Below are 26,713 nucleotides of genomic sequence, written 5' to 3'. Positions count from 1 at the left end.
TATGACGGGCGCAATGTGAGTGACCTTTTCTTATACCAATAATTAAAAAATCAGTACGGACAGGACAACTATGGACTCCACCCTCATCTCCGATCGTCCCAACGAGGAGACCCCTTCGCTCAATCGTGCCCGCCGCGCCGCACTCGGCAGCTTCGCGGGTGCCGTCGTCGACTGGTATGATTTTCTGCTTTACGGCATCACTGCCGCGCTGGTGTTCAACCGCGAGTTTTTCCCTCAGGTCAGCCCTGCGATGGGCACTCTCGCCGCGTTTGCCACCTTCGGCGTCGGCTTTCTGTTTCGCCCGCTGGGCGGGGTGATCTTCGGCCACTTCGGCGACCGTCTTGGCCGCAAGCGCATGCTGATGCTCACCGTCTGGATGATGGGGATCGCCACCGCATTGATTGGCATTCTCCCGTCGTTTTCCGCCATTGGCTGGTGGGCACCGGTATTGCTGGTGACATTACGCGCCATTCAGGGCTTCGCCGTGGGTGGCGAATGGGGCGGCGCGGCGCTGTTATCCGTTGAGAGCGCGCCAAAAAATAAGAAAGCGTTTTACAGCAGCGGCGTGCAGGTCGGGTACGGCGTAGGGCTGCTGCTTTCCACAGGGCTGGTATCGTTAATCAGCCAGCTCACCACCGACGAGCAGTTCCTGAGCTGGGGCTGGCGCCTTCCGTTCATCTTCAGCATCGTGCTGGTTATTGCCGCACTGTGGATCCGTAACGGAATGGAGGAGTCGGCAGAGTTCGAAAAGCAGCAGGAAAAACCTGCCGTCAAAAAGCGGCTGCCGGTGATGGAAGCCCTGATTCGGCACCCTGGCGCTTTTCTGAAAATTATCGCCCTGCGCCTGTGCGAGCTGCTGACGATGTATATCGTCACCGCCTTTGCCCTGAACTACTCGACGCAGAATCTCGGCCTACCGCGCGAGCTGTTCCTGAATATCGGCCTGCTGGTCGGCGGGATCAGCTGCCTGACGATACCCTGCTTCGCCTGGCTGGCGGACCGGTTTGGCCGCCGTCGCGTCTACATCACCGGCGCGCTGATTGGGAGCCTCAGCGCCTGGCCATTCTTTATGGCGCTGGAGGCGCAGTCGATCTTCTGGATTGTCTTCTTTGCCATCATGCTCGCGAACATCGCTCACGATATGGTGGTCTCCGTACAGCAGCCGATGTTTACCGAACTGTTCGGCGCCAGCTACCGCTACAGCGGCGCGGGCGTGGGTTACCAGGTCGCAAGCGTGGTCGGCGGCGGGTTTACGCCGTTTATAGCCGCCGCGCTGGTGACCTTCTCCGGAGGCAACTGGCACAGCGTGGCGATTTATCTGCTGGCCGGTTGCCTGCTGTCGGCGGCGACGGCGCTACTGATGAAAGAGACGAGCCACCGCTGATCTCACTTTTGTTTCACAGGCGTGTGACATACTATCGGATAGAGTCGCATACCTGTGGAACAAGGAGACAGAGATGAATAATAAGGGCTCCAGCCTGACCCCGGCTCAGGCGCTGGAAAAACTCGACGCGCTGTACGAACAGTCCGTCAACGCGCTGCGCGGCGCCATCAGCGAATATATCGAAACAGGGAAACTTCCCGACGAAAAGGCCAGAACCGAGGGCCTTTTTGTTTATCCATCGCTCTCTGTGACCTGGGACGGCAGCGCCAGCACGACACCGAAAACCCGCGCCTACGCCCGTTTTACCCACTCCGGCTGCTACAGTACCACCGTTACCCGCCCGGCACTTTTCCGCCCGTATCTTGAAGAACAGCTGACGCTGCTGTATCAGGATTACGGCGCGCACATTCACGTTGAGCCCTCGCAGCATGAAATCCCTTATCCGTACGTGATAGACGGCTCGGCGCTAACGCTGGATCGCTCAATGAGTGCGGGGCTGACCCGCCACTTCCCGACGACGGAGCTTTCACAGATTGGCGATGAGACGGCCGATGGGATCTATCACCCGGCAGAATTTTCTCCCCTGTCGCACTTTGATGCCCGCCGGGTCGATTTCTCCCTGGCGCGTCTGCGCCACTACACCGGCACGCCCGTCGAACATTTCCAGCCGTTCGTCCTCTTTACCAACTACACCCGCTACGTTGACGAGTTTGTCCGCTGGGGCTGCAGCCAGATCCTCGACCCGGAAAGCCCGTACATCGCGCTGTCCTGCGCGGGCGGGATCTGGATCACCGCGGAGACCGAAGCGCCTGAGCAGGCTATCTCCGACCTGGCATGGAAAAAGCACCAGATGCCCGCCTGGCACCTGATCACCGCCGACGGTCAGGGCATCACGCTGATTAACATTGGCGTGGGCCCGTCAAATGCCAAGACCATCTGCGACCATCTGGCGGTGCTGCGTCCGGACGTGTGGCTGATGATCGGCCACTGCGGCGGCCTGCGTGAAAGCCAGCTGATTGGCGACTACGTGCTCGCCCACGCCTATCTGCGTGATGACCACGTGCTGGATGCGGTGCTGCCGCCGGATATCCCAATCCCGAGCATCGCAGAGGTACAGCGCGCGCTGTATGACGCGACCAAAGAGGTCAGCGGCATGCCGGGTGAAGAAGTTAAGCAGCGCCTGCGCACCGGTACGGTCGTCACGACGGATGACCGCAACTGGGAGCTGCGTTACTCCGCCTCCGCGCTGCGGTTCAACCTGAGCCGCGCGGTGGCCATTGATATGGAGAGCGCCACCATCGCCGCACAGGGGTATCGCTTCCGCGTTCCCTACGGCACTCTGCTGTGCGTCTCCGATAAGCCGCTGCACGGCGAAATTTAGCTGCCGGGGCAGGCCAACCGCTTCTATGAGGGGGCTATCTCAGAGCATCTGCAGATTGGTATTCGCGCCATTGACCTGCTGCGGGCGGAAGGTGACAGGCTCCATTCCCGCAAGCTGCGCACCTTCAACGAGCCGCCATTCCGCTAATAACGATAAGGAATAACCATGTCCAGCACATCTCCGCTCTCTGCCCTGCGCCACTGGCTCGAGGCCAGCCGTCTCGACGGGATGATCGTCCCGCGTGCGGATGCCTGGCAGAGCGAATACTGCGCGCCATACGACGAAAAGCTGGCCTGGCTGACGGGCTTTGACGGTTCGGCCGGCGTGGCGCTGGTGCTGAAAAACAAAGCGCTGCTGTTCGTCGACGGGCGCTATCAGGTTCAGGCTCGCGTTCAGGTCAATACGGATGAGGTTGAGATCCACCACCTGCACAACGAGCCGCTGGCAGAATGGCTGGCGGACAACGTGGAGGCCGGGACGCGCATTGGTTTTGATCCGCTGCTGATGACCAACTCGGAGTTTGAGCAACTGTCTGCCACGCCGTGCGAGCTGGTTCCTCTCAAGGCCTCGCCGTTTGACGCCCTATGGACTGACCGCCCTGCCGCACCGGCGGGGCTTATCCGGGAAATGCCGGTTGAACACTGCGGTGAAAGCAGCGAGGACAAACGTCTGCGCGTCGCCGCCGTGCTGGCCGCAAACAATGCCGATTATCTCGCCGTTACGCTGCCGGATAACATTGCCTGGCTGCTGAACGTGCGTGGCGCGGATATCCCTTACAGCCCGGTACCGCTCTCCTTTGCCCTTCTTGGTCGTGACGGTCGCGTTGAGTGGTTTGTTAACGACAATAAGCTCAGCGCCCTGCCAGCAGAGGTGCGCAATGCGTTTACCATTGCGCCGCAGGACGCTTTTATCGAACGCTGTCAGCAGATTGCTGAAGGCAAACGGGTGATGATTGATGCCGATTCCGCACCGGTGGCTCTGCGCTTCGCCATTGAGCCACGGGGAGAAATTGTCTGGCGTACTGACCCCATCACCCTGATAAAGGCCACCAAAAACCCGGTCGAGCTGGCAGGTTATCGCGAGTGTCATCACCATGACGGTGCCGCCTGGGTCAACTTCCTGGCCTGGCTGAGCCGCGAAGTGCCGCTGCGCGAGGCGGCAGGGAATCCGCTAACAGAGCTGGAAGTTCAGGCGCAGCAGCTTGCGTTCCGTCAACAGCAGCCTGGGTTCATCGAGCAGAGTTTTGCAACCATCTCCGCCTCTTCGAGCAATGCAGCGATGTGTCACTACCATTCGAGCGAGGCCAGCAATAAGCATATCGGCCACGATCATTTTTACCTGAACGATTCTGGCGGCCAGTATGTGAATGGCACCACCGACGCCACGCGCACGCTGGCATGGGGTAAGGTCGATCCGCAGCAGCGACTGCACTACACCGCCGTGCTGAGAGGCTTCCTGTCGCTGATTACCCTGCAGTTCCCTTCCGGGACTCAGGGGCATCAGCTGGATGCCTTCGCGCGTCGTCCGCTGTGGGAAATGGGGCTGGATTACGATCACGGCACGGGGCATGGCGTCGGTCATCAGCTTCTTATCCATGAGAACCCACATCGCATCGCCAAAAAGGTCAACCCGTGGCCGCTGGTGGCGGGCAATATCATGACGATTGAACCGGGCTACTATCTGGGCGACAGCCATGGTATTCGTATTGAAAACCAGGTGGAAATTGTGGAGAGCCGTCCGGGGTTCTGCAGGTTTGCCTCGCTGACGCTGATCCCGATCGACTTAAGTCAGGTTGAGCTGCATTTGCTGAGCGAGCAGGAGAAGCAGTGGCTGGATGCGTATCACCAGCAGGTACGCGAGGCGCTGTCACCTCTGGTGAACAGCGATGCGCGTCCGTGGCTGGTAGAGGCGACGACGCCGATTAGTTTGGATCGATAGTGCGGCTTTTGCCCGGTGGCGCTGCGCTTACCGGGCCTACAGTCCCGTAGGTCGGGTAAGGCGAAGCCGCCACCCGACAATTTTACCCGGCGCAGAAAAGCAAAAAGCCTGCTTTAAAAGCAGGCTTTTCAAATTTGGCTCCTCTGACTGGACTCGAACCAGTGACATACGGATTAACAGTCCGCCGTTCTACCGACTGAACTACAGAGGAATCGTGTGAACGGGGCGCATATTATCGATGCCTCCCCGGGATGTCAAAGGCAGAATGCATATTTCCGATCGTTTGCCGAATTATTCTCCATTTCGCGCAATTGTCAGGCATTTTTTCGCGGATATTTCCACAGCCAGCGCCCGCTGACCATCCGCCAGTAGAACAGCGCGCCCCGCACGGCCCAGTCGAGGAACATCCCCAGCCAGACGCCGACCACTCCCCATCCGAGCATCACCCCGAGCGTATACCCCGCCACGACGCGACATCCCCACATGCCTAGCATCGACACCCACATCGCAAAGCGGGCGTCGCGCGCGCCCTTTAGCCCGGCGGGCAATACCCATGAGGCCGCCCAGATGGGCATAAAGGCCGCATTGAGCCAGATGAGGATCTTAACGACCTCTTTAACGTCGTCTTCGTGGGTATAGAACGAGGCCATCAGCCCGGCAAACGGGGCGGTTCCCCAGGCAATCACGGTCAGTCCAATAGTCGACAGCCAGAAGACGTGCCGTAGCTGTCGCTCCGCCTGGCCTATCTGCCCTTTCCCGAGCCGTTTCCCGGTGATGATGGTTGATGCAGAGCCCAGCGCGTTACCCGGCAGGTTAATCAGCGAGGCGATGGAGAAGGCGATGAAGTTACCGGCGATCACGTCGGTGCCCATGCCGGCGACAAACATCTGCGTCAGCAATTTCCCGCCGTTAAACAACACCGACTCAATGCTTGCAGGAATGCCGATCCCCATCACTTCCCAGATAATGGCGAAATTAAAGGGGCGGAAATAACTTTTCAGCGTCAGACGTAGCGAGGGAGTGATCCCCGCCATCAGCACCCCGATGATGGCAGCCGCACCGATATAGCGTGAAATGGTCAGCCCCAGTCCGGCGCCGACGAACCCCAGCCCGTCCCACGAGAACACACCGTAGATCAGCACGCTGCTGATAATGATATTCAGGATATTCATTCCGCCGTTGATCAGCAGCGGAATTTTGGTGTTGCCCGCCCCGCGCAGCGCACCGCTACCAATCAGGGCGATGGCCGCCGCCGGATAGCTGATGACGGTCATCTCAAGATAGGTCAGCGCCAGGTCTTTAACCTCATTCGTGGCCTCCCCGGCGACAAAGTCGATAATCTCTTTGCCGAAATAGTGGATTACCGCCGCCAGAATAATCGAAAAAATGGTCATGATCATCAGCGACTGGCGGGCCGCCTCGCGTGCACGTTTGGGGTCAAGCTTGCCGAGGCTAAAGGCCACCACCACCGTCGTCCCGAGGTCTATGGCGGCAAAGAACGAGATCACCACCATGTTAAAGCTGTCCGCCAGCCCCACCCCGGCCATCGCCTCTTTCCCCAGCCAGCTCACCAGGAAGGTGCTCAGGACCCCCATCAGCAAAACGCAGGTATTTTCCAGGAAGATAGGCACGGCAAGAGGGGTGATTTCACGCCAGAAGAGAACCCGATAGCTTTTACGTTTTGCATACCATGGCGTGCGCACGATCGCCTGGCGTAAGGAGGCAGTAACGTTCAAAATGGACCTTAGCGAGAAAAGTTGAAACTCCATTTCAAATGATGGGGGAGAAATGCTCATCCTGCAAAGTATTTTCCGGAAAAAGATGTGTGGATTTACAACAAACTGACGACAGAATCAGCAATCAGTCGATTTTCCCTAAGATCAGGTTTGACAAAACTTTTTTCGCCGCTAAGATAAGCCTCCACAACGATTCCTCTGTAGTTCAGTCGGTAGAACGGCGGACTGTTAATCCGTATGTCACTGGTTCGAGTCCAGTCAGAGGAGCCAAATTTGAAAAGCCTGCTTTTAAAGCAGGCTTTTTGCTTTGCGGATGAGGGAAAATGAACGCTCTGTTTGTCTACGGCACGCTGCGCCCGGGCCACTCAAATGCGCATATTCTTGAAAACATTGGCGGCGAATGGCTGACCGGTTCCGTATCCGGTACGTTTTACGAACGCGGCTGGGGTGCTGCGGCGGACTTTCCGGGGATCGTGCTCCACCCTAACGGACCCCGTGTCGAAGGCTATTTGTTTATCTCTGATAGCCTTGCCGCACACTGGCCAATGCTGGATGAGTTTGAAGACGGCTACGATCGGGTTGAGGTCACGGTGACCACTGCTGAAGGCAAGCAGGTCCAGGCCTGGATTTATCAGCTACAGCCCCATTCTGCGTCATAAAAAAAGGCTCTCTGTCACCAGAGAGCCTTTTTCACTATTCGCTGCGATTACTCGCTTTTTGCTTCGCCGTTTTTGATTTCGCCCATCACTTTCAGCTTCTTGGAGATGTCGCGACGCTCTTTGGACAGCTCAGCGTTTTTGATGATGTAGTCATCAACACGGTCTTCATAGTCGCTCTTCATGCTGGCGATGATGCCCTGAATAGCTTCAACGCTCATACCTGGCTTGATGTAGTCGCTCAGGTTGTCGAGCAGCAGAACACGTTTCTGGTTGTCACGGATCTTCTTCTCAACGTCCTGGATTTCACGCTGCAGTTTGTTTTTGCGGCGGAACAGGCGGACGAATTCCAGAACATCCTGGAACGAAGGCTTGGTAGTTTCCATTTTTACACCCCTGATAATGTGAGATTCGGATTCGTTAAGGCAACCGTTGTGACAATAACCTTACTGACAGCGGCTGCGAATGACAATGAGTATATCGTTTAAAGCTATCATAACCCCAATTGCTGCTGAATCGAAGCAGCAGCCGTCACATACGCCTTTTATTTGCGCAGCGCCCGGCAAATCAGATGCGATAACAGCTCAAGCTGCCGCGCCAGTTCCATGCTCAGCCAGACGTAGCCATGAATAGGCGTTTCCGCCACGTTATCGCTCTGGCGTTCATTGATTAACTGCTTCAGCTCCGCGACAATCTCGTTCAGTCGCTCGCTGTTGGCCAGTATCGGCTGCGGGTTCCCTTCATAGAGCGCATGAGCGATGGTCAACAGCGTTTGCTGCGTCATCTGCTGGGTCTCTTTGAGGGTCTGCGCGTTAAGCATCAACAGATGGCTGGGGCGCGTGGCCCAGTGGGCGTTGATTTGCAGCTCAAGCATGCAGACCAGATTGCGGCTTACCGTCTGGATAGCTTCGAAAATTGATTTCTGAATATGGGTTTCTTTGCTGGCGGGCGTGATCAGGCCGCGCATTTTGACCACGTCGTTAAGGATGGTCTGCAGGTGCTTTTCCAGGCGTGGGCGTTCAACCAGATTCGGGGAAAAACCGGCTTGATAGACGCGGTTAAACGCGGTGACGTAGCTGGCCATCTGAATACGCCAGTGCAGAAAAGCACGCTGCGGCCAGATACCGGTGAAGAGCATCGCCAGCAGTGAACCCAGGATGACATCCCCGCTTCGCCACAGCGCCGTGGTCATATCCCCGGCGGGCGCACCGACCACCACCGCGAGCGTAATACCGATCAGCAGCGCCTGATACGGCTTTTTACCCAACGCCAGCCAGCCGCACAGGAACATGGCGGCACCGCACCATGCCAGCATCACCGGAAACGAGATAAGCTCCAGCTTGAGGGCGATAAGCCCCAGAGCCGAACCTAACACGGTCCCGCCAATGCGCTCCAGGGCGCGCGGAACAACGTTCCCCCAAAACGAGATGGGCCCCATCACCACCACCAGCGTGATCAGCGGCCACGTCCCTTCCGGAACATCCAATAAACGCACCAGTACAAACGTCAGCACGAAAGCCAGCGCGATGCGGCATCCATGCACCACGCGGTAGTGTTTGTACAACCGAATTTCAAAAGGGGTTAATGATTTGTCGGGACGCACACCCGCTCTCCAGCTACACGGCAAATCACAATTGTACTGTGTTTTCAGCCGGGCGGATCGCTCCCGGCTGAAAAACCCTTCACTTAGCAGGCTTAAACCGTTTTATGCTCTACCGCGATATACATTTCGATATCCCAGTAACCGTCCGCATTGCCGTCATTGAGATAGCGTTCGAAGCAAGGTTTGAGCGCCATCTGGTACTTATTGTCCTGCAGCAGGGAATTAAAGAACTGATACCACGGCGTGGCGAAGTCGTAGTTTTCCACGCGCGCCGTCGCCACGGCATAATCCCCGGCCGCGATTTCCGTCATCATGACGCCTTCGCTGTTTTCCGGGATAACGAAATCATCCGGTACCGTAACGGCCGTATCACAGCGCAGTTTTTCTGCCGGGACTTCATCCGGGTTATCGTAGTAGACCGCCACCCACTCCAGCGGCTCAATGTGACGCCCATCGACCCACATCACCAGCTGTTCAAAGCCTTGTTTTACCGTTTGTTCCCACGGTCCGACCAAATGAAAACCGGCAATCTTACGTTTCTGTTGCTGCTTAATGCTGTAGTCCATGCTGCCTCCGCTTATTACTGTATATTTATACACTATAAAACCGGATTACTATTATCAGCAAACGAGGAGTGTTTATTATGTGAGCAGACTCGCAACCCTGCCAGTCTGCTCATCTGCCGTTAGAGCGTGTGGTGCAGATAATCGCTCAGCCGAGAGAACAGGCCGCCTTTATCAACGGCTTCCAGCGTCACCAGCGGCCAGTGCGCCACCACTTTGTCGCGGTCGTAGAGCTGGATCTCCCCGACCCGCTGGTGCGCGGCGATCGGCGCTTCCAGCTCTTTTTTATCCAGTACGTATTTGGCTTTGATGTTAGGCACTTCCGCTTTCGGCAGGGCCAGCCAGAAGTCCTGGTCGGTACCCAGTTTCACCTGCTCCTTATCGCCGTACCAGATCCGCTCTGTCCCCACTTTTTTACCGCTATGCAGGATCTGCACCGTATCGAAATTCTGCTGCCCCCAGTGCAGCAGTTTCCGGGCCTGGTCTTCGCGCCCTTTCGGACTGTCCGCCCCCATCACTACCGCGATTAACCGGCGCTGGCCGTCAACGGCGGACGCAATCAGGTTAAAACCCGCCCCCGAGGTATGCCCTGTTTTCAGCCCGTCCACGTTCATGGTTTTATCCCACAGCAGGCCGTTACGGTTTTGCTGGGTGATCCCGTTCCAGGTCAGGCTCTTTTCGCTGTACATATGATAAAACTCGGGCTCACCGTGGATGATGGCGCGGGAGAGTACGGCCAGGTCATAGGCCGAGCTGTGCTGGCCCGGCGCATCCAGCCCGTGGACGGTTTCAAAATGCGTATCGCGCAGGTTCAGCTTCTGCACGTAGTCGTTCATCATCTTCACAAACTGCGGCTGACCGCCCGCCACGTGATCGGCCAGCGCCACGCAGGCGTCGTTGCCGGAGTCGACAATCAGGCCACGGCTTAAGTCGCGCACGGAGACGCGATCGCCCTCTTTCAGGAACATCAGCGATGAACCGTCAAACACCGGGTTCCCTTTTGCCCAGGCATCGCGCCCTACGGTGACGATGTCGTCCGGGGTAATGCGGTGGCTATCAATGGCCCGATCAACCACATACCCCGTCATCAGCTTGGTCAGGCTCGCCGGATTGCGTTGTTGATGTTCGTTGCCCGCCGTTAAGATCTGACCAGTCGTGTAATCCATCAGCACCCAGGAGCCAGCCTGAATGGCCGGAGGCTGCGGCGAAAAATCCAGTGGTTCGGCCGCAAAAGCAGATGAGACACTCGAAGCGAGTAAAGAAACAGCAATAAACAGACGGCGTTTCAACGGTATATCCTCAGGTCATTAAAAATCGATGACCTTTTTACGGGAGTTCTGATGTCGTTACCTGGCTTAATTGCAAAAAAATGTGACAGAACGCAGATTTTTCTCTGAAGCTGGCGCGCAAATCTGCAATGTGGAGGTGCTTTTTATTCGGTCTCGACCGCACGATCGTTTACCATAGTGACGTCATTTTTTAACAGGATGGTATTACTGGTGTCTGACTCTGCCGCTCGCCCGACTTTTTTATTTCATGACTATGAGACCTTTGGCACTCACCCGGCGCTGGACCGACCGGCGCAGTTTGCCGCCATCCGTACCGACGACGAATTCAACATCATTGGCGAGCCAGAGGTCTTTTACTGCAAGCCTGCGGATGACTACCTGCCGCAGCCCGGCGCGGTGATGGTCACCGGAATCACTCCTCAGGAAGCGCGAGAAAAAGGCGTTAACGAGGCAGAATTCGCACGACGCATCCACGACCTGTTTACCGTCCCCAATACCTGCGTGGTCGGTTACAACAACATCCGCTTCGATGACGAAGTGACGCGCAATATCTTCTATCGTAACTTCTACGATCCCTATGCCTGGAGCTGGCAGAACCGCAATTCGCGCTGGGATTTGCTCGACATCATGCGCGCCTGCTACGCCCTGCGTCCCGAAGGCATTAACTGGCCGGAAAATGAGGAAGGGCTGACCAGCTTCCGGCTGGAACACCTGACCCGCGCCAACGGTATTGAGCACAGCAATGCCCACGACGCGATGGCGGACGTCTATGCCACCATTGCCATGGCGAAGCTGGTGAAAAGCGCGCAGCCACGACTGTTCGAGTATCTGCTGAGCCACCGCAGTAAACAGAAGTTGACCACGCTGATTGATGTGCCGCAGATGAAGCCGCTGGTGCATATTTCCGGCATGTTTGGCGCCTGGCGCGGTAATACCAGTTGGGTCGCCCCGCTGGCCTGGCATCCGGACAACCGCAATGCGGTGATCATGGTGGATTTGGCCGGCGATATTTCGCCGCTGCTGGAGCTTGACAGCGATACCCTGCGCGAACGGCTGTACACGCCGAAGAATGAACTCGGCGATCTGCCTGCGGTGCCAGTCAAACTGGTGCATATCAATAAATGTCCGGTTCTGGCGCAGGCCAATACGCTGCGCCCGGAAGATGCAGACAGGCTGGGCATTAACCGGCAGCACTGCCTCGATAACCTGAAAGTGCTGCGCGAAAACCCGCAGGTGCGCGAGAAGGTGGTCGCCATCTTTGCCGAGGCGGAGCCGTTCGTACCGTCAGAAAACGTAGATGCCCAGCTCTATAATGGTTTCTTCAGCGATGCCGATCGCGCTGCAATGAATATCGTTCTGCAAACCGAGCCGCGTAACTTGCCTGCCCTGGATATCACCTTCGCCGATAAACGCATTGAAAAGCTGATGTTTAATTACCGCGCGCGTAACTACCCGGGAACCCTGGATGAAGCAGAGCAGGAACGCTGGCTGCAGCACCGTCGCAACGTGTTTACGCCAGAGTATCTGCACAGCTACGCCCAGGAGCTGGAAATGCTTTATGGCCAGTATGAAGGGAATGCTGAGAAACAGGCACTGCTGAAATCCCTGTTCCAGTACGCGCAAGAGATAGTTTGATCGATGGGTATAAAAAAGCCGGAGGCGATGTCTCCGGCTTTTTTTTGCCCGGTGGCGCTTCGCTTACGCGGGCCTACGGGGTATGTAGGTCGGGTAAGGCGTAGCCGCCACCCGACACAGTCTTACGCGACGTCTTCGTACTGAGGAACCGGGTTACGGAAGCTCTTCGTGACGCAGGCCAGGTAAACCAGGCCGATACCCGCCCAAATCAGGCCAAGCACCATCGAGCTCTCTTCCAGGTTAACCCACAGCGCGCCCACGGTCAGGGCACCACACATCGGCAGGAACAGATACTGGAAGTGATCTTTCAGCGTCTTGTTACGCTTTTCACGGATCCAGAACTGAGAGATAACCGACAGGTTAACAAAGGTAAACGCCACCAGCGCACCGAAGTTAATCAGCGCCGTTGCCATCACCAGGTCAAAGTTAATCGCCAGAAGCGCGATCGCACCGACCAGGATAATGTTCATCGCCGGGGTACGCCAGGTTGGATGCACGTAGCCGAAGAAGCTTTTCGGGAATACGCCATCGCGACCCATCACGTACATCAGACGCGCAACGCCTGCATGCGCGGCCATACCGGACGCCAGTACGGTGATGGTGGAGAAGATCAGCGCGCCGACCTGGAACGCTTTACCCGCCACATACAACATGATTTCCGGCTGAGATGCATCCGGATCCTTGAAGCGAGAGATATCCGGGAAGTACAGCTGCAGGAAATAGGTCGAGAAAATAAAGATCAGACCGCCAATCAGCGCCGTCAGGAAGATGGCGCGCGGGATCACGCGCTCTGCATCTTTCGTTTCTTCAGACAGGTTGCTGATCCCGTCAAAACCGGTAAAGGAGAAGCACAGAATGGTTGCCCCGGTAATCATCGGGATCACATGCGCATCACCAGACCAGAACGGTTTGCTGCTCGCCAGCGTGCCAGCGCCTTCACCGTGGAACACGCCATAGATCACCATGCCAAGAATAACGGCAATCAGGACAACCTGAAGCACAACGATAACGGAGTTAAAGTTGGCAACGGACTTGATGCTGCGCAGGTTAAAGGCCGTCATAAAGGCCACCAGCGCCACGACGAACATCCAGGATGGAATCGACGGAACCAGCGCTTCAAAATAGATTTTTGCCAGCAGAATGTTGATCATCGGCGCGAACAGGTAGTCGAGCAGCGAAGACCAGCCGACCATAAAGCCAACCGTCGGGCTGATGGATTTCTGGGCATAGGTGTAGGCGGAACCCGCAGAAGGATAGCGACGCACCAGCTTACCGTAGCTCAGCGCGGTAAAGAGGATCGCAATCAGCGCGAAGCCGTAAGCCGTCGGCACATGACCGTCGGTGAGGCCCGATACGATACCGAATGTATCGAACAGCGTCATTGGTTGCATATAGGCCAGGCCCATCATAACAACCGGAATCAACGTAAGCGTTTTACGTAATTCCACGCGAGAGGTGTTTGGAGTTGCGTTATGCGACATAGTTATTCTCCTTTACGGTAATAACCGCCACGTAAGCGAAAAATTGCCCCATTTCTTTCTTCCTCAGCGACAACAACTGTCGGATTTTAGTAAATATCTATCCGGTACGAAGCCCGGCCTCTTGGTTTTTAGTTTCGTTTCGTACATGCAAAAAAAAATAACCGACGCCTTTTATATCGTCGATTATTCATTTGGTTGCAGCGGCGGCATTTTGCCCCACATCGGATACAAAAGGCAATACTTTGCAACGCAGCGGGTAATTTTCTTTTTCCTAACTGGCTGATTTCTCGACACTGCCCTGAGCATATACAGCGGCGATAGCACTATTTGCTAAAATTTCGTCCCGCCACCAGGCGCTGGCCAGCCCGGAGGTCTGTTCATTCCAGCCCACCCACACCGATTCATGGCTGTTTTGAGCAAGTACCTGTTTTTCAACAAGCGCACCGCTGTCAATGTACCGCTGTGCCAGATAGCGGGGTAAATAGCCGCAGCCCAGGCCGCTGATTTGCAGCTCCAGCTTGGTTTTAAAGTCGAAAACGGTGATGGCCTCCTGCTCGTCAAGCAGCTGCGAGGAAACCGCACATTCCGGACGAGAGCTGTCCCCCACCACAATCGCGCGGTAGCCTTTAATCACGCGGCGGTTAAGCGGCTCAGGCTCCTGAGCCAGCGGATGATGGGGCGCTACGGCGAACACCTGCTCCAGCACGCCCAGACGCGCAAAACCAAACTCGCTCAACTGGGGAGGCTCGTGGAGTGCACCGACAAAAATATCCGCCCTGCCCTGAGTTAAGGCATCCCAGGAGCCTCCCAGCACGCCGTTGATAAAGATCAGCCGCGTCACGCTGTGGTGTTGATAGAAGGCCTCAATCAGCGGCGTCAGGAGAGAAAAGGGAAAGGTATCATCCACACCAATCACCAGCTCGTTTTCCCAGCCCTGATGGAGTTTTACGGCCTGTTTTTCGAGTTCACGAACGGTGTGGAGGACTTCGCGTCCCTTTTCCAGCAGCATTTGCCCGGTACGGGTAAACCGCGCGCGGTGCCCGGAGCGATCGAGGATCTGGATATTGAGATCGCTTTCCAGTTTTTGAACGGTATAGCTCAACGCAGATGGGGTTTTGTAGAGCTTTGCCGACGCAGCGGCAAAGCTCCCCTCTTTTTCCAGTGCATCCAGAATAATAAGAACATCCAGCAGCGGTTTCATGCTCGCCCCCTTCTGGTGTGCGATCGTCTCCGCTGCGGGACTTATTCCATGGGCATCACCAGCGGATCGGGATACTGATACTCAAACCCCAGCTCATGACAAATGCGATTGCCATCAACAATTTTGCCTTTACTGTCATCCTTTGCCTCACCAAAGACCGGCGGCGCCAGGCCCAGCTGACGTGCCATCAGCGGGTAAAACGTGCTGCGCGCCGGATGAGACGGTGCACATATATTATAGATGTGTCCACCTTTCGGAGCCTGTAAGAGTAGCTCAATCGCGGCAACAACATCGTCAAGATGCACAAGATTGACAACATGCTGGCCATCTGGCGCAGACTTCCCGGCGAAAAAGCGTCCCGGATGACGGCCAGGGCCCACCAGCCCCGCCAGACGTACGATATCAACCTGCGTGCCGGGAAGATTATGCAGCCAGTCTTCCAGCTCTTTCAGAACCTGACCGCTGGCCGTAACGGGACGGCGCTCGGAATTTTCTTTCACCACGCCCTCAACCTCACCATAGACCGAGGTCGAGCTGGTAAAAATGATGCGCGGAACATGATGCGCCAGCGCGCTGTCGACAATCTCCTGCATCGCCTGCAGATAAAACGACTCGCCCGGGCCACTGCGCCGTGCGGGGAGAGTGATCACCAGCGCATCGACGTTCATCAGCGTGTCCAGGTCGTCAGCATCACACACCAGTTCCGGTTCAAGACGCAGTTCAACGCCATCAATACCGCACATGCGCGCTGCCTCTACCCCATCCGCCGTGGTTTTGCTCCCGGTCACCTGCCAGCCTTTCGCGGCTAATGACATCGCCAGCGGCATTCCCAGCCATCCTAAACCGACAATCGCGACCTTTTTCATGCGAATTCTCCTGACTCTCACTCGTCTTTTATAAGGCTACGCCAGCCCGGCAGAACACACAATTCATAGCATCAATATGAAATGAATTAATGATCAAAAAAAGCCCTTGCAATATGTCGTACAACTGGTTTACGTTAAAAGACATCAAATGAATAAGCATTCATCGAGAATTTATATGACACGCGTTCAATTTAAACACCACCATCATCACCATCATCCTGACTAGTCTTTCAGGCGATGTGTGCTGGAAGACGTTTGGATCTTCCAGTGGTGCATGAACGCATGAGAAAGCCCCCGGAAGATCTTCTTCCGGGGGCTTTTTTTTGGACCGAATTCAGACAGGTTAAAACAGGTTAACGAGGAATAAAGAATGTTAGATAACTCACGTTTACGCATAGCTATTCAAAAATCAGGCCGTTTAAGTGACGATTCACGCGAACTGCTGGCCCGCTGCGGGATTAAAATTAACCTGCACACCCAGCGCCTGATTGCTCTGGCTGAAAACATGCCCATCGACATTCTGCGCGTGCGTGATGACGATATTCCCGGCCTGGTCATGGATGGCGTCGTTGACCTCGGCATCATCGGGGAAAACGTGCTGGAAGAAGAGCTGCTAACCCGCCGCGCGCAGGGCGAAGACCCACGTTACTTCACCCTGCGTCGTCTGGACTTCGGCGGCTGCCGCCTGTCGCTGGCGACGCCGGTTGATGAAGCCTGGGACGGTCCGGCCGCGCTGAACGGCAAACGTATCGCCACCTCCTACCCTCACCTGTTAAAGCGTTATCTGGATCAGAAAGGCGTGCAGTTTAAATCCTGTCTGCTGAACGGCTCTGTTGAAGTGGCCCCGCGAGCGGGTCTGGCGGACGCTATCTGTGACCTGGTCTCTACCGGCGCGACGCTGGAAGCGAACGGTCTGCGCGAAGTGGAAGTGATCTACCGCTCCAAAGCGTGCCTGATTCAGCGTGACGGCGAGATGGCCGACGCTAAGCAGCAGCTGATCGACAAACTGCTGACCCGTATTCAGGGCGTGATTCAGGCGCGTGAGTCCAAGTACATCATGATGCACGCCCCGACCGAGCGTCTGGATGAAGTGATTGCCCTGCTGCCTGGCGCCGAGCGTCCAACCATCCTGCCGCTGGCGGGCGATCAGCAGCGCGTGGCGATGCACATGGTGAGCAGCGAAACCCTGTTCTGGGAAACCATGGAGAAACTGAAGGCGCTGGGCGCAAGCTCCATCCTGGTGCTGCCGATTGAGAAGATGATGGAGTAATGGCCATGAGCTTTAACACAATCATCGACTGGAATACCTGTAGCGACGCACAGCAGCGCGAGCTGCTGATGCGTCCGGCGATTTCCGCCTCAGAGAGCATCTCACGCACCGTGGCGGAGATCCTGGATAACGTCAAAGCCCGTGGCGATGACGCACTGCGGGAATACAGCGCAAAGTTTGATAAGACGGAAGTCGGCGCATTACAGGTAACCGAGCAGGAAATCATTGATGCCAGCGATCGTCTGGGCGACGACATCAAGCAGGCGATGGCCGTTGCGGTGAAAAATATTGATACCTTCCACACCGCGCAAAAGCTGCAGACCGTAGATGTGGAAACCCTGCCCGGCGTACGTTGCCAGCAGGTAACCCGCCCGGTTGCGTCCGTCGGTCTCTATATTCCCGGCGGCTCTGCCCCGCTTTTCTCCACCGTACTGATGCTGGCGACACCCGCGCGCATTGCCGGGTGTCAGAAAGTGGTGCTTTGCTCACCGCCACCGATTGCCGACGAGATTCTGTATGCGGCGAAGCTGTGCGGCGTGCAGGCGGTCTATAAGGTGGGCGGCGCGCAGGCGATTTCCGCCCTGGCGTTCGGCACAGAATCCATTCCCAAGGTCGACAAAATCTTTGGCCCTGGCAATGCGTACGTGACCGAAGCTAAGCGCCAGGTCAGCCAGCGTCTGGACGGTGCGGCCATCGATATGCCTGCCGGCCCGTCTGAGGTGCTGGTGATTGCCGACAGCGGCGCCACGCCGGACTTCGTGGCGTCTGACCTGCTTTCCCAGGCGGAACACGGCCCGGACTCGCAGGTCATCCTGCTGACGCCAGATGCCGATATGGCAAAACGCGTAGGCGAAGCCGTGGAGCGTCAGCTTGCCGATCTGCCCCGCGCCGACACGGCACGCCAGGCGTTAGCGGCCAGCCGCCTGATTGTGGCGCGCGACCTGGACCAGTGCATTGCCATTTCTAACCAGTACGGCCCGGAGCACCTGATTATTCAGACCCGCAATGCGCGCGATCTGGTCGACAGCATTACCAGCGCGGGCTCAGTGTTCCTCGGCGACTGGTCACCGGAGTCTGCGGGCGATTACGCCTCCGGCACCAACCACGTGCTGCCAACGTATGGCTATACCTCAACCTGTTCCAGCCTGGGCCTGGCGGATTTCCAGAAACGCATGACCGTGCAGGAGCTCTCCCGCGACGGGTTTGCGTCACTGGCGTCTACTATTGAAACCCTGGCCGCCGCCGAGCGCCTGACCGCCCACAAAAATGCCGTTACGCTGCGCGTTGCAGCCCTGAAGGAGCAAGCATGAACATTGAAGAATTAGCCCGCGAAAATGTCCGTCGCCTGACGCCCTATCAGTCTGCGCGTCGTCTGGGCGGTAAAGGGGATGTCTGGCTGAACGCCAACGAATATCCAACGGCGGTGCAGTTTGAGCTGTCGCAGCAAACGCTGAACCGCTATCCGGAGTGTCAGCCAAAAGCGGTGATTGAAAACTACGCGCAGTACGCGGGCGTGAAGCCGGAGCAGGTGCTGGTCAGCCGCGGCGCGGATGAAGGCATTGAACTGCTGATCCGCGCCTTCTGCGAGCCGGGCAAAGACGCGGTGATGTACTGCCAGCCGACCTACGGCATGTACAGCGTCAGCGCGGAAACCTTCGGGGTGGCGTGCCGCAACGTGCTCTCACTGGAGAACTGGCAGCTGGATCTGCAGGGCATTGCCGACAATCTTGACGGCGTAAAAGTCGTGTTTGTCTGTAGCCCGAACAACCCCACCGGACAGATTATCAACCCGCAGGATATCCGCACCCTGCTGGAGATGACGCGCGGTAAAGCCCTGGTGGTGGCCGACGAAGCCTACATCGAGTTCTGCCCGCAGGCGACGCTGGCAGGCTGGATTGAAGAGTATCCGCACCTGGTGGTGCTGCGTACGCTGTCGAAGGCTTTCGCCCTCGCGGGCCTGCGCTGCGGCTTTACGCTGGCCAATAAAGAGGTCATCGACCTACTGCTGAAGGTGATCGCTCCGTACCCGCTCTCCACGCCGGTTGCCGACATTGCCGCACAGGCGCTGGCACCGCAGGGCATCAACGCCATGCGTGAACGCGTGGCGCAAATTCTGGAAGAGCGTCAGTATCTGGTGACGGCCCTGAAAAATATCCCGTGTGTGGAGCAGGTGTTCGACTCGGAAACCAACTACATCCTGGTACGCTTTACCGCTTCCAGCGCCGTATTTAAATCTTTATGGGATCAGGGCATTATCTTACGAGACCAGAATAAACAACCTTCTCTGAGCGGATGCCTGCGCATTACCGTCGGCACCCGTGCAGAGAGCCAGCGCGTGATTGACGCCCTGAAAGCGGAGAAAGTATGACCCAGAAGATCCTTTTCATCGATCGTGACGGCACCCTTATTTCGGAGCCACCAGCTGATTTTCAGGTCGACCGATTCGACAAGCTGGCGTTTGAACCTGACGTAATCCCGGTGCTGCTTAAGCTGCAAAAAGCCGGATACAAGCTGGTGATGATCACCAACCAGGACGGTCTGGGTACCGACAGCTTCCCGCAGGCAGACTTTGACGGCCCGCATAATCTGATGATGCAGGTTCTGACCTCTCAGGGTGTGATATTTGATGAGGTACTGATTTGCCCTCACATGCCGGCCGACGAGTGTGACTGCCGTAAGCCAAAGGTGAAGCTGGTCGAGCGCTATCTGGCGGAGGATGTGCTGGATAAGGCCAACAGCTATGTCATCGGCGATCGCATCACCGATATTACGCTCGCGGAAAACATGGGCATCGCGGGGCTTCGCTACGACCGCAACAACCTTAACTGGGCGATGATTGGCGAACAGCTGACAAAACGTGACCGCTACTCGCACGTTGAACGTAACACCAAAGAGACGCAGATTGATGTGAAGGTCTGGCTGGACCGCGAAGGCGGCTGCAAGATCCACACCGGCGTGGGTTTCTTCGACCACATGCTGGACCAGATTGCCACCCACGGCGGTTTCCGCATGGAGATCACGGTAAAAGGCGATCTTTATATTGACGATCACCACACCGTGGAAGATACCGGCCTGGCGCTGGGTGAAGCCCTCAAGCTGGCGCTCGGTGATAAACGCGGCATCAACCGTTTTGGCTTTGTCCTGCCGATGGACGAGTGTCTGGCGCGCTGTGCGATGGATATCTCCGGACGCCCGCACCTGGAATATAAAGCAGACTTCAATTACCAGCGCGTGGGCGATCTGAGCACCGAAATGGTGGAGCACTTCTTCCGTTCATTGTCCTACACCATGGGCCTGACGCTGCACCTGAAGACCAAAGGCAAGAACGACCACCACCGCGTAGAGAGTCTCTTCAAGGCCTTCGGCCGCACGCTGCGTCAGGCAATTCGCGTGGAAGGTGACGCCCTGCCCTCATCAAAAGGAGTGCTGTAATGAACGTGGTGATTCTGGATACCGGATGCGCCAACCTGAACTCCGTAAAATCGGCCATTGCTCGCCACGGCTATGAGCCGGTGGTGAGCCGTGACCCGGACGTGGTGCTGCGTGCCGACAAATTATTTCTGCCGGGCGTAGGCACTGCGCAGGCCGCGATGGATCAGATTCGCGAGCGCGAGCTGGTCGATCTGATCAAAGCCTGTACCCAACCGGTGCTGGGCATTTGCCTGGGTATGCAGATCCTGGGCCGCCGCAGCGAAGAGAGCAACGGCGTTGACCTGCTGGGCATCATCGACGAAGACGTGCCGAAGATGACCGACCACGGTCTGCCTCTGCCGCATATGGGCTGGAACCGCGTGTACGCCAAAGCGGGCGACAGGCTTTTTCGCGGCATTGAAGACGGCGCGTATTTTTACTTCGTACACAGCTACGCCATGCCGGTGAACGTAAATACGATCGCCCAGTGCACCTACGGCGAGGCGTTTACCGCGGCCGTACAGAAAGACAATTTCTTCGGCGTGCAGTTTCACCCGGAGCGCTCTGGCGCCGCAGGCGCGCAGCTGCTGAAAAACTTCCTGGAGATGTGATGATTATTCCCGCTTTAGATTTAATTGACGGCACGGTTGTTCGTCTCCACCAGGGCGATTATGGCCAGCAGCGAGACTACGGAAACGACCCGCTGCCGCGTCTGCAGGATTATGCCGCCCAGGGTGCGCAGGTGCTGCATCTGGTGGATTTGACGGGCGCGAAAGATCCGGCAAAACGCCAGATCCCCCTGCTGAAAAATCTGGTCGCCGGTGTTGATGTGCCGGTACAGGTCGGCGGCGGCGTGCGTACGGAAGATGACGTTGCGGCGCTGCTGGACGCGGGCGTAGCGCGCGTGGTGGTCGGTTCAACCGCCGTGAAAGAGCCTGAGATTGTAAAAGGCTGGTTCCGCCGCTTTGGCGCCGACGCTCTGGTGCTGGCGCTGGACGTGCGCATTGATGAACAGGGTAATAAGCAGGTGGCGGTCAGCGGCTGGCAGGAAAACTCCGGCGTGACGCTGGAAGCGCTGGTCGAGATGTATCTCCCCGTTGGCCTGAAGCACGTGCTGTGCACGGACATCTCTCGCGACGGTACGCTGGCGGGCTCCAACGTCTCGCTGTATGAAGAGGTCTGTACGCGTTATCCGCAGGTAGCCTTCCAGTCTTCTGGCGGAATTGGTGATTTAAACGATATTGCCGCGCTGCGTGGAACGGGCGTACAGGGCGTGATTGTGGGCCGAGCCCTGCTGGAAGGTAAATTTACTGTGACGGAGGCGATTCAATGCTGGCAAAACGGATAATCCCTTGCCTGGACGTACGCGATGGTCAGGTCGTGAAAGGCGTGCAGTTCCGCAACCACGAGATCATTGGCGACATCGTCCCGCTGGCAAAACGCTATGCCGATGAAGGGGCAGACGAGCTGGTCTTTTATGATATCACCGCCTCCAGCGATGGACGCGTGGTCGACAAAAGCTGGGTGGCGCGCGTGGCGGAAGTGATCGATATTCCGTTCTGCGTGGCGGGCGGGATTAAATCCGCAGACGACGCCGCCAAAATTCTCTCATTTGGTGCCGACAAGATTTCCATCAATTCCCCTGCCCTGGCCGATCCGGAGCTGATCACCCGTCTTGCCGATCGTTTTGGCGTGCAGTGTATTGTGGTTGGGATCGACACCTGGTATGACGCCGCAACGGGCAAATATCACGTCAACCAGTACACCGGAGATGAAAGCCGTACGCGCGTGACGCAGTGGGAAACGCTCGACTGGGTGCAGGAAGTGCAGAAGCGTGGCGCGGGCGAGATTGTCCTCAACATGATGAACCAGGATGGCGTACGTAACGGGTATGACCTCGAGCAGCTGAAAAAAGTCCGTGCGGTCTGCCACGTTCCGCTGATCGCCTCCGGCGGCGCGGGTACCATGGAACACTTCCTCGAAGCCTTCCGCGATGCCAACGTGGACGGTGCGCTGGCCGCATCCGTTTTCCACAAACAGATTATTAATATTGGTGAGTTAAAAACGTACCTGGCCGACCAGGGCGTGGAGATCAGGGTATGTTAACAGAGCAACAACAGGCGCAGCTGGACTGGAAAAAAACGGACGGATTACTGCCGGTAGTTGTCCAGCATGCCGTCTCAGGCGAAGTGCTGATGCTGGGGTATATGAACCAGGACGCGCTGGCAAAAACGATCGACAGCGGCAAAGTCACGTTTTTCTCGCGCACGAAACAACGTTTGTGGACCAAAGGGGAAACCTCGGGTCATTTCCTGAATGTGGTCAGCATAACGCCTGACTGCGATAACGATACCCTGCTGGTGCTGGCAAACCCAATCGGACCGACCTGCCATAAGGGCACCAGCAGCTGCTTCGGTGAAACGAGCCACCAGTGGTTGTTCCTGTATCAACTGGAACAGTTGCTGGCAGAGCGTAAAACGGCGGATCCGGAGAGTTCTTATACTGCGAAGCTGTACGCCAGCGGGACCAAGCGTATTGCGCAGAAGGTGGGTGAAGAAGGCGTTGAGACCGCGCTGGCCGCGACGGTGCATGACCGCGAGGAACTGACGAATGAAGCGTCTGATTTGATGTATCACCTGCTGGTGCTGCTGCAGGATCAGAAGCTGGATTTGACAGCGGTGATTGAAAATCTTCGCAAACGTCATAAATAAAAAAAACCGGGGATATTCCCCGGTTTTTTTTATCTGCAAATCAGGCTTTTGGTTTGTAGTTTCGTAAGGCGTTACGGCCAAGTACCACACCTGAACCAATCATTCCACCCAGCAGAACGGCAAGAACCAGAATCACGGCTTTTTTCGGGCTGTCACGGCGAACAGGAAGATCCGGCTTCATGACGTAACGGTAAACGTGGATTGTGTCCGGGTTTACGTTCAGATTCTGGATGTCCAGCAGGTTTCGTTTGGTCTGGTAATATGCGGTAGAGAAGATCAGCGGGCGCGACGCTTCATTGTCTATCATCGATTTCAGCCCTTCACTTCCCAGCAGGAACATCGTTTCCTGGGTGACATCCTGGGTTTGCTGAATCTGTGGCGAGGAGATTTTCGCCGCTTCAGCATTCTTCAATGCTTCTGCAATCTGTTTAATACGCAGATCTTTCTGCTCCTGAGCGACCTTCTCCTGGTTAACCAGAGAATCGTTCAGGGTTTTAATCTGCTCCTTGATATTGTCCTTGAGGTCAAGGGCAAGTTCTTTTGCCGTCTGTTCATCAATCTGCTGGATGTACTGCGCCAGCTGCTTTTGCGCCGCTTCAGCTGATGTACTGGCATAGGAGACGCTTAACGGCAGCGGCTGCCCTTTAACAGCAGGCTCAATGGTCAGTTTTTCAGGCACATCCTGGTTGTCCAGCGCCTGGGATAACGCAGAGAAAGAGGCGTTAAAACGGTCAATCGCGCGCGTTTGAATGTCCAGCATTGAAGGAGCAGCGCTGCCGTAGAGGATGTTCAATGCGTTTGAGTAGGTCGCTATCTGCGCTGCATCAGGTTGGGCAATGATCGCGCTTGAGGTCCACTTTTCCTTAGCAACTGAAAGATATCCCACGGCCAGGGCAATAAAAACAACAACAAACGTTGCTATCATCCACTTCCCACGCCACAGCTGTAACACTAAATCAAGTAAATCAATTTGCTCAGGGTCGTTGCTTCGGCTGACCTGGCTATTGTTGTTTTGCGTCATACAATCCCTAACTGAAGAAAAAGGGGAAACATAATTATGTTTGCATAGTTTATCTATTACTGCGGATTTTTCTATAAGAATCCGATGAGTTATATCGGAAAGATCGGTTATGTAACTTACCCCCCTTCGCGCTATCATAGAGGCCATGTGATGCGCTATGGCATCTGTAAGAATATAGGCTATGAGGGAAGAGATGAAATTTCTGGTAACGGGTGCAGCTGGTTTTATCGGTGCAAATGTCAGTAAACGCCTCCTGGAGGCCAGTCATCAGGTTGTCGGTATTGATAACCTTAATGAATACTACGATGTCAACCTGAAGCTGGCACGCCTGGAACTGCTAAACTCTGAGGGTTTCACCTTCCACAAGCTGGAATTAGCTGACCGGGAAGGTATGGCCACGCTTTTCGCCGGTGAGAAGTTTGATCGTGTGATTCATCTGGCCGCTCAAGCGGGTGTGCGCTACTCCCTTGAAAACCCTCACGCGTACGCGGACGCCAACCTTATCGGCCATCTCAACGTACTGGAAGGCTGCCGCCATAACAACGTTCAGCATCTGCTGTATGCCTCATCCAGCTCCGTATATGGCCTCAACCGCAAGATGCCCTTCTCGACTGACGATTCCGTGGATCACCCGGTATCACTCTATGCCGCGACCAAAAAAGCCAATGAGCTCATGGCGCATACTTACTCGCATCTTTACAATCTGCCAACCACCGGCCTGCGTTTCTTCACAGTTTACGGTCCGTGGGGACGCCCGGACATGGCCCTGTTTAAGTTTACAAAGGCGATGATTGAGGGCAAAAGCATTGATGTCTATAACTACGGTAAGATGAAGCGCGACTTCACGTATATTGATGACATCGCTGAAGCGATTATTCGCCTGCAGGATGTTATTCCCCAGCCTGACACAAACTGGACCGTTGAGGCCGGCTCACCTGCGACCAGCTCAGCGCCTTATCGGGTTTACAACATTGGTAACAGTTCACCGGTAGAACTGATGGATTACATCACCGCTCTGGAAGAGGCTCTGGGTAAAAAAGCCGAGAAAAATATGCTGCCTCTTCAGCCAGGAGATGTTCTGGAAACCAGCGCCGATACCCGGCCACTTTATGATGCGATCGGATTTAAACCGCAAACCTCAGTCAAAGACGGAGTAAAGAACTTCGTTGACTGGTATCGCGATTTCTACAAGGTCTGAAAATAAAAAACCCGGCAATTCAGCCGGGTTTTTTACAGGGTAAAGCTGAGAATCAGTCGCTACCGAACAGATCGCGGGTATAAACCTTATCCGCCACGTCAGCCAGCTCTTCCGCCATGCGGTTTGAAATGATGACATCGGCTTCTTTCTTAAAGGCGTCCAGATCGCGGATCACCCGTGAATTGAAGAACTGATCTTCCGACATGGCAGGTTCATAGATAATAACCTCAACGCCTTTCGCCTTGATACGCTTCATGATCCCCTGAATGGAAGAGGCACGGAAGTTATCGGAACCACTCTTCATGATCAGACGGTACACACCGACCACTTTCGGCTGACGTGCAAGGATAGAATCGGAGATGAAGTCTTTACGCGTACGGTTGGCATCAACAATCGCCGATATCAGGTTATTCGGCACCGCCTGATAGTTTGCCAGCAGTTGCTTAGTGTCTTTTGGCAGGCAATAGCCACCGTAGCCAAATGAAGGGTTGTTGTAGTGGTTGCCAATGCGCGGATCGAGGCACACCCCTTCAATAATCTGGCGAGTATTCAGTCCAAGGCTTTCTGCGTAGCTGTCGAGTTCATTGAAATAAGCTACTCGCATTGCCAGATAGGTATTCGCGAAGAGCTTAATCGCCTCAGCTTCAGTGGAGTCGGTAAACAACACCTGAATATCTTTCTTCAGGGCCCCTTCCTGAAGCAGCGCGGCAAAGCGCTCAGCACGCTCAGAGCGTTCGCCAATAACAATACGCGAAGGATGCAGGTTATCGTAAAGTGCTCTCCCCTCGCGCAGGAACTCCGGCGAGAAGAAGATATTTTCAATACCAAACTTCTCTTTGATGGATTTCGTGAAACCAACAGGAATCGTTGACTTAATGACCATTACCGCACGAGGGTTGATCGCGATAACGTCTTTGATCACCGCTTCGACGGTTGAGGTGTTGAAGTAGTTGGTTTTGGGATCGTAGTCAGTAGGCGTCGCAATGATGACGTAATCCGCATCGCGATATGCATCTTCTTTGTCAGTCGTGGCGCGGAAATTCAGCGGCTTATTGCTGAGATAGTCCTGGATTTCTTTGTCGACAATCGGCGATTTTTTCTGATTAAGCATGTCCACTTTGGCCTGCACGATATCCAGTGCAACCACTTCGTGGTTTTGAGCAATCAGAATGCCGTTAGAGAGACCGACATACCCTGTTCCGGAAATTGTTATTTTCATTCGCTAATGACTTCTATGAGTTAACTGTACTGATGGCCACCTGACCATCGCGATAAACATAACTGTTGGGCTTTGTACCTCCTGGCAAACTGAGCTGTCAAGGCAAACCCGGAGTAATCACGACGAGCGGGGCGAGATTCAGACTACTTC

25 protein-coding genes, 2 tRNA genes, 1 pseudogene and 1 other annotated feature are annotated in these 26,713 nt (G+C 55.8%); of the genes and pseudogenes, 16 read left to right on the top strand and 12 right to left on the bottom strand.

The genetic code is table 11. The features are described from left to right. Positions 1-70 precede the first annotated feature (70 nt). The 3 genes and pseudogenes from shiA (at position 71) to P349_RS18190 (ending at position 4,703) form a co-directional block, all read left to right on the top strand. Positions 71-1,384: a shikimate transporter gene (gene shiA, locus P349_RS18180; RefSeq protein WP_032646433.1), complete on the top strand. Its 1,314-nt coding sequence runs from the start codon at positions 71-73 to the stop codon at positions 1,382-1,384. A 73-nt stretch (positions 1,385-1,457) separates the two neighbouring features. Next, positions 1,458-2,912, top strand: a pseudogene (locus P349_RS18185) (AMP nucleosidase). A gap of 18 nt (positions 2,913-2,930) precedes the next feature. Then, entirely contained in the window at positions 2,931-4,703 is a 1,773-nt protein-coding gene (locus P349_RS18190; protein WP_032646434.1) for an aminopeptidase P family protein, read from the top strand. Positions 4,704-4,838: 135 nt separating this feature from the next. Here P349_RS18190 and P349_RS18195 read toward each other — a convergent pair. Then, positions 4,839-4,914: transfer RNA gene (locus P349_RS18195), tRNA-Asn, on the bottom strand. 103 nt (positions 4,915-5,017) lie between these two features. Further along, positions 5,018-6,472: a multidrug efflux MATE transporter EmmdR gene (emmdR, locus tag P349_RS18200; protein WP_152540057.1), complete on the bottom strand. Its 1,455-nt coding sequence runs from the start codon at positions 6,470-6,472 to the stop codon at positions 5,018-5,020. Between the two features lie 161 nt (positions 6,473-6,633). On the opposite strand from emmdR, the gene P349_RS18205 reads away from it, so the two are divergent. Beyond that, positions 6,634-6,709 (top strand) — tRNA-Asn (locus P349_RS18205). 53 nt (positions 6,710-6,762) lie between these two features. Continuing rightward, on the top strand, positions 6,763-7,098 hold the full coding sequence (locus P349_RS18210) for a gamma-glutamylcyclotransferase family protein (protein WP_032646436.1): 336 nt from the start codon (positions 6,763-6,765) through the stop codon (positions 7,096-7,098). A 47-nt stretch (positions 7,099-7,145) separates the two neighbouring features. Here the strand turns inward: P349_RS18210 and P349_RS18215 are convergent, their stop codons facing one another. The 4 genes from P349_RS18215 to dacD all read right to left on the bottom strand — a co-directional run bounded on the left by P349_RS18215 (position 7,146) and on the right by dacD (position 10,550). Further along, positions 7,146-7,481, bottom strand: coding sequence for a DUF496 family protein (locus P349_RS18215; RefSeq protein ID WP_008499467.1), 336 nt, complete (start codon positions 7,479-7,481; stop codon positions 7,146-7,148). A 158-nt stretch (positions 7,482-7,639) separates the two neighbouring features. Then, positions 7,640-8,698 (bottom strand): FUSC family protein, encoded by a 1,059-nt coding sequence (locus tag P349_RS18220; RefSeq protein WP_024908067.1) that lies wholly within the window; start codon positions 8,696-8,698, stop codon positions 7,640-7,642. Positions 8,699-8,790: 92 nt separating this feature from the next. Beyond that, positions 8,791-9,264 carry a DNA gyrase inhibitor SbmC gene (sbmC, locus tag P349_RS18225; RefSeq protein WP_032646437.1) on the bottom strand — a complete coding sequence of 158 codons (474 nt, stop codon included), beginning with the start codon at positions 9,262-9,264 and terminating at the stop codon, positions 8,791-8,793. Positions 9,265-9,383: 119 nt separating this feature from the next. Then, a complete protein-coding gene (dacD, locus tag P349_RS18230) occupies positions 9,384-10,550 on the bottom strand; it encodes a serine-type D-Ala-D-Ala carboxypeptidase DacD (RefSeq protein ID WP_032646438.1) in 1,167 nt (388 codons plus the stop codon). A gap of 198 nt (positions 10,551-10,748) precedes the next feature. Between dacD and sbcB the strand changes: the two genes are divergently transcribed. Continuing rightward, complete coding sequence (sbcB, locus tag P349_RS18235) at positions 10,749-12,185, top strand: exodeoxyribonuclease I (RefSeq protein ID WP_425340243.1); 1,437 nt, start codon at positions 10,749-10,751, stop codon at positions 12,183-12,185. Positions 12,186-12,307: 122 nt separating this feature from the next. Here the strand turns inward: sbcB and plaP are convergent, their stop codons facing one another. The 4 genes from plaP to P349_RS18250 all read right to left on the bottom strand — a co-directional run bounded on the left by plaP (position 12,308) and on the right by P349_RS18250 (position 15,733). Continuing rightward, on the bottom strand, positions 12,308-13,666 hold the full coding sequence (gene plaP, locus P349_RS18240) for a putrescine/proton symporter PlaP (RefSeq protein ID WP_008499462.1): 1,359 nt from the start codon (positions 13,664-13,666) through the stop codon (positions 12,308-12,310). Further along, the gene (gene yoeI / locus P349_RS26230) at positions 13,656-13,718 is read right to left on the bottom strand and encodes a membrane protein YoeI (protein WP_099458931.1); all 63 of its coding nucleotides are present in this window, start codon (positions 13,716-13,718) and stop codon (positions 13,656-13,658) included. The genes plaP and yoeI overlap by 11 nt, the downstream gene beginning before the upstream one ends. Positions 13,719-13,937: 219 nt before the next feature. Then, positions 13,938-14,867, bottom strand: a complete 930-nt coding sequence (locus P349_RS18245) for a LysR substrate-binding domain-containing protein (protein WP_024908071.1) — start codon at positions 14,865-14,867, stop codon at positions 13,938-13,940. A 41-nt stretch (positions 14,868-14,908) separates the two neighbouring features. Then, positions 14,909-15,733 (bottom strand): SDR family oxidoreductase, encoded by an 825-nt coding sequence (locus P349_RS18250; RefSeq protein ID WP_032646443.1) that lies wholly within the window; start codon positions 15,731-15,733, stop codon positions 14,909-14,911. Between the two features lie 175 nt (positions 15,734-15,908). Between P349_RS18250 and hisL the strand changes: the two genes are divergently transcribed. The 9 genes from hisL to hisIE all read left to right on the top strand — a co-directional run bounded on the left by hisL (position 15,909) and on the right by hisIE (position 23,125). Then, positions 15,909-15,959, top strand: a complete 51-nt coding sequence (gene hisL, locus P349_RS26225; protein ID WP_001364200.1) for a his operon leader peptide — start codon at positions 15,909-15,911, stop codon at positions 15,957-15,959. Continuing rightward, positions 15,935-16,058 (top strand) — a sequence feature (His leader region). (Overlaps the previous gene by 25 nt.) A 45-nt stretch (positions 16,059-16,103) precedes the next feature. After that, a complete protein-coding gene (gene hisG / locus P349_RS18255) occupies positions 16,104-17,003 on the top strand; it encodes an ATP phosphoribosyltransferase (protein ID WP_000886595.1) in 900 nt (299 codons plus the stop codon). A 5-nt stretch (positions 17,004-17,008) separates the two neighbouring features. Continuing rightward, positions 17,009-18,313 (top strand): histidinol dehydrogenase, encoded by a 1,305-nt coding sequence (gene hisD / locus P349_RS18260; RefSeq protein WP_032646842.1) that lies wholly within the window; start codon positions 17,009-17,011, stop codon positions 18,311-18,313. Then, complete coding sequence (gene hisC, locus P349_RS18265; protein WP_032646444.1) at positions 18,310-19,371, top strand: histidinol-phosphate transaminase; 1,062 nt, start codon at positions 18,310-18,312, stop codon at positions 19,369-19,371. Before hisD ends, hisC begins: the two co-directional genes overlap by 4 nt. Then, a complete protein-coding gene (gene hisB / locus P349_RS18270; RefSeq protein WP_032646445.1) occupies positions 19,368-20,435 on the top strand; it encodes a bifunctional histidinol-phosphatase/imidazoleglycerol-phosphate dehydratase HisB in 1,068 nt (355 codons plus the stop codon). Before hisC ends, hisB begins: the two co-directional genes overlap by 4 nt. Then, a complete protein-coding gene (gene hisH, locus P349_RS18275; protein ID WP_032646447.1) occupies positions 20,435-21,025 on the top strand; it encodes an imidazole glycerol phosphate synthase subunit HisH in 591 nt (196 codons plus the stop codon). Before hisB ends, hisH begins: the two co-directional genes overlap by 1 nt. After that, on the top strand, positions 21,025-21,762 hold the full coding sequence (gene hisA / locus P349_RS18280; RefSeq protein WP_024908077.1) for a 1-(5-phosphoribosyl)-5-[(5-phosphoribosylamino)methylideneamino]imidazole-4-carboxamide isomerase: 738 nt from the start codon (positions 21,025-21,027) through the stop codon (positions 21,760-21,762). Before hisH ends, hisA begins: the two co-directional genes overlap by 1 nt. Beyond that, the gene (hisF, locus tag P349_RS18285) at positions 21,744-22,520 is read left to right on the top strand and encodes an imidazole glycerol phosphate synthase subunit HisF (protein WP_023330862.1); all 777 of its coding nucleotides are present in this window, start codon (positions 21,744-21,746) and stop codon (positions 22,518-22,520) included. The genes hisA and hisF overlap by 19 nt, the downstream gene beginning before the upstream one ends. Continuing rightward, on the top strand, positions 22,514-23,125 hold the full coding sequence (hisIE, locus tag P349_RS18290; RefSeq protein WP_032646448.1) for a bifunctional phosphoribosyl-AMP cyclohydrolase/phosphoribosyl-ATP diphosphatase HisIE: 612 nt from the start codon (positions 22,514-22,516) through the stop codon (positions 23,123-23,125). Before hisF ends, hisIE begins: the two co-directional genes overlap by 7 nt. A gap of 40 nt (positions 23,126-23,165) precedes the next feature. Here the strand turns inward: hisIE and wzzB are convergent, their stop codons facing one another. Beyond that, on the bottom strand, positions 23,166-24,146 hold the full coding sequence (gene wzzB / locus P349_RS18295; protein ID WP_032646449.1) for an LPS O-antigen chain length determinant protein WzzB: 981 nt from the start codon (positions 24,144-24,146) through the stop codon (positions 23,166-23,168). A gap of 193 nt (positions 24,147-24,339) precedes the next feature. On the opposite strand from wzzB, the gene P349_RS18300 reads away from it, so the two are divergent. After that, a complete protein-coding gene (locus P349_RS18300) occupies positions 24,340-25,344 on the top strand; it encodes an NAD-dependent epimerase (protein ID WP_032646451.1) in 1,005 nt (334 codons plus the stop codon). 52 nt (positions 25,345-25,396) lie between these two features. Here P349_RS18300 and ugd read toward each other — a convergent pair whose 3' ends face one another. Then, positions 25,397-26,563 carry a UDP-glucose 6-dehydrogenase gene (ugd, locus tag P349_RS18305; protein WP_032646452.1) on the bottom strand — a complete coding sequence of 389 codons (1,167 nt, stop codon included), beginning with the start codon at positions 26,561-26,563 and terminating at the stop codon, positions 25,397-25,399. Positions 26,564-26,713 lie beyond the last annotated feature (150 nt).

This window comes from Enterobacter sp. DC4 (assembly GCF_000568095.1).
Taxonomy (GTDB): domain Bacteria; phylum Pseudomonadota; class Gammaproteobacteria; order Enterobacterales; family Enterobacteriaceae; genus Enterobacter; species Enterobacter pseudoroggenkampii.
The sequence above is the reverse complement of the archived record's forward strand: the minus strand, read 5'-3'. Positions and strand labels throughout refer to the sequence as shown.

What these genes read in the sequence shown, in the direction of transcription:
- shiA (WP_032646433.1), top strand. Translation starts at nt 71, where the DNA reads ATGGACTCCACCCTCATCTCCGATCGTCCCAACGAGGAGACCCCTTCG.
- P349_RS18190 (WP_032646434.1), top strand. Translation starts at nt 2,931, where the DNA reads ATGTCCAGCACATCTCCGCTCTCTGCCCTGCGCCACTGGCTCGAGGCC.
- emmdR (WP_152540057.1), bottom strand. Translation starts at nt 6,472, where the DNA reads ATGGAGTTTCAACTTTTCTCGCTAAGGTCCATTTTGAACGTTACTGCC.
- P349_RS18210 (WP_032646436.1), top strand. Translation starts at nt 6,763, where the DNA reads ATGAACGCTCTGTTTGTCTACGGCACGCTGCGCCCGGGCCACTCAAAT.
- P349_RS18215 (WP_008499467.1), bottom strand. Translation starts at nt 7,481, where the DNA reads ATGGAAACTACCAAGCCTTCGTTCCAGGATGTTCTGGAATTCGTCCGC.
- sbmC (WP_032646437.1), bottom strand. Translation starts at nt 9,264, where the DNA reads ATGGACTACAGCATTAAGCAGCAACAGAAACGTAAGATTGCCGGTTTT.
- sbcB (WP_425340243.1), top strand. Translation starts at nt 10,749, where the DNA reads ATGGTATTACTGGTGTCTGACTCTGCCGCTCGCCCGACTTTTTTATTT.
- plaP (WP_008499462.1), bottom strand. Translation starts at nt 13,666, where the DNA reads ATGTCGCATAACGCAACTCCAAACACCTCTCGCGTGGAATTACGTAAA.
- P349_RS18245 (WP_024908071.1), bottom strand. Translation starts at nt 14,867, where the DNA reads ATGAAACCGCTGCTGGATGTTCTTATTATTCTGGATGCACTGGAAAAA.
- P349_RS18250 (WP_032646443.1), bottom strand. Translation starts at nt 15,733, where the DNA reads ATGAAAAAGGTCGCGATTGTCGGTTTAGGATGGCTGGGAATGCCGCTG.
- hisG (WP_000886595.1), top strand. Translation starts at nt 16,104, where the DNA reads ATGTTAGATAACTCACGTTTACGCATAGCTATTCAAAAATCAGGCCGT.
- hisD (WP_032646842.1), top strand. Translation starts at nt 17,009, where the DNA reads ATGAGCTTTAACACAATCATCGACTGGAATACCTGTAGCGACGCACAG.
- hisC (WP_032646444.1), top strand. Translation starts at nt 18,310, where the DNA reads ATGAACATTGAAGAATTAGCCCGCGAAAATGTCCGTCGCCTGACGCCC.
- hisB (WP_032646445.1), top strand. Translation starts at nt 19,368, where the DNA reads ATGACCCAGAAGATCCTTTTCATCGATCGTGACGGCACCCTTATTTCG.
- hisH (WP_032646447.1), top strand. Translation starts at nt 20,435, where the DNA reads ATGAACGTGGTGATTCTGGATACCGGATGCGCCAACCTGAACTCCGTA.
- hisA (WP_024908077.1), top strand. Translation starts at nt 21,025, where the DNA reads ATGATTATTCCCGCTTTAGATTTAATTGACGGCACGGTTGTTCGTCTC.
- hisF (WP_023330862.1), top strand. Translation starts at nt 21,744, where the DNA reads ATGCTGGCAAAACGGATAATCCCTTGCCTGGACGTACGCGATGGTCAG.
- hisIE (WP_032646448.1), top strand. Translation starts at nt 22,514, where the DNA reads ATGTTAACAGAGCAACAACAGGCGCAGCTGGACTGGAAAAAAACGGAC.
- wzzB (WP_032646449.1), bottom strand. Translation starts at nt 24,146, where the DNA reads ATGACGCAAAACAACAATAGCCAGGTCAGCCGAAGCAACGACCCTGAG.
- P349_RS18300 (WP_032646451.1), top strand. Translation starts at nt 24,340, where the DNA reads ATGAAATTTCTGGTAACGGGTGCAGCTGGTTTTATCGGTGCAAATGTC.
- ugd (WP_032646452.1), bottom strand. Translation starts at nt 26,563, where the DNA reads ATGAAAATAACAATTTCCGGAACAGGGTATGTCGGTCTCTCTAACGGC.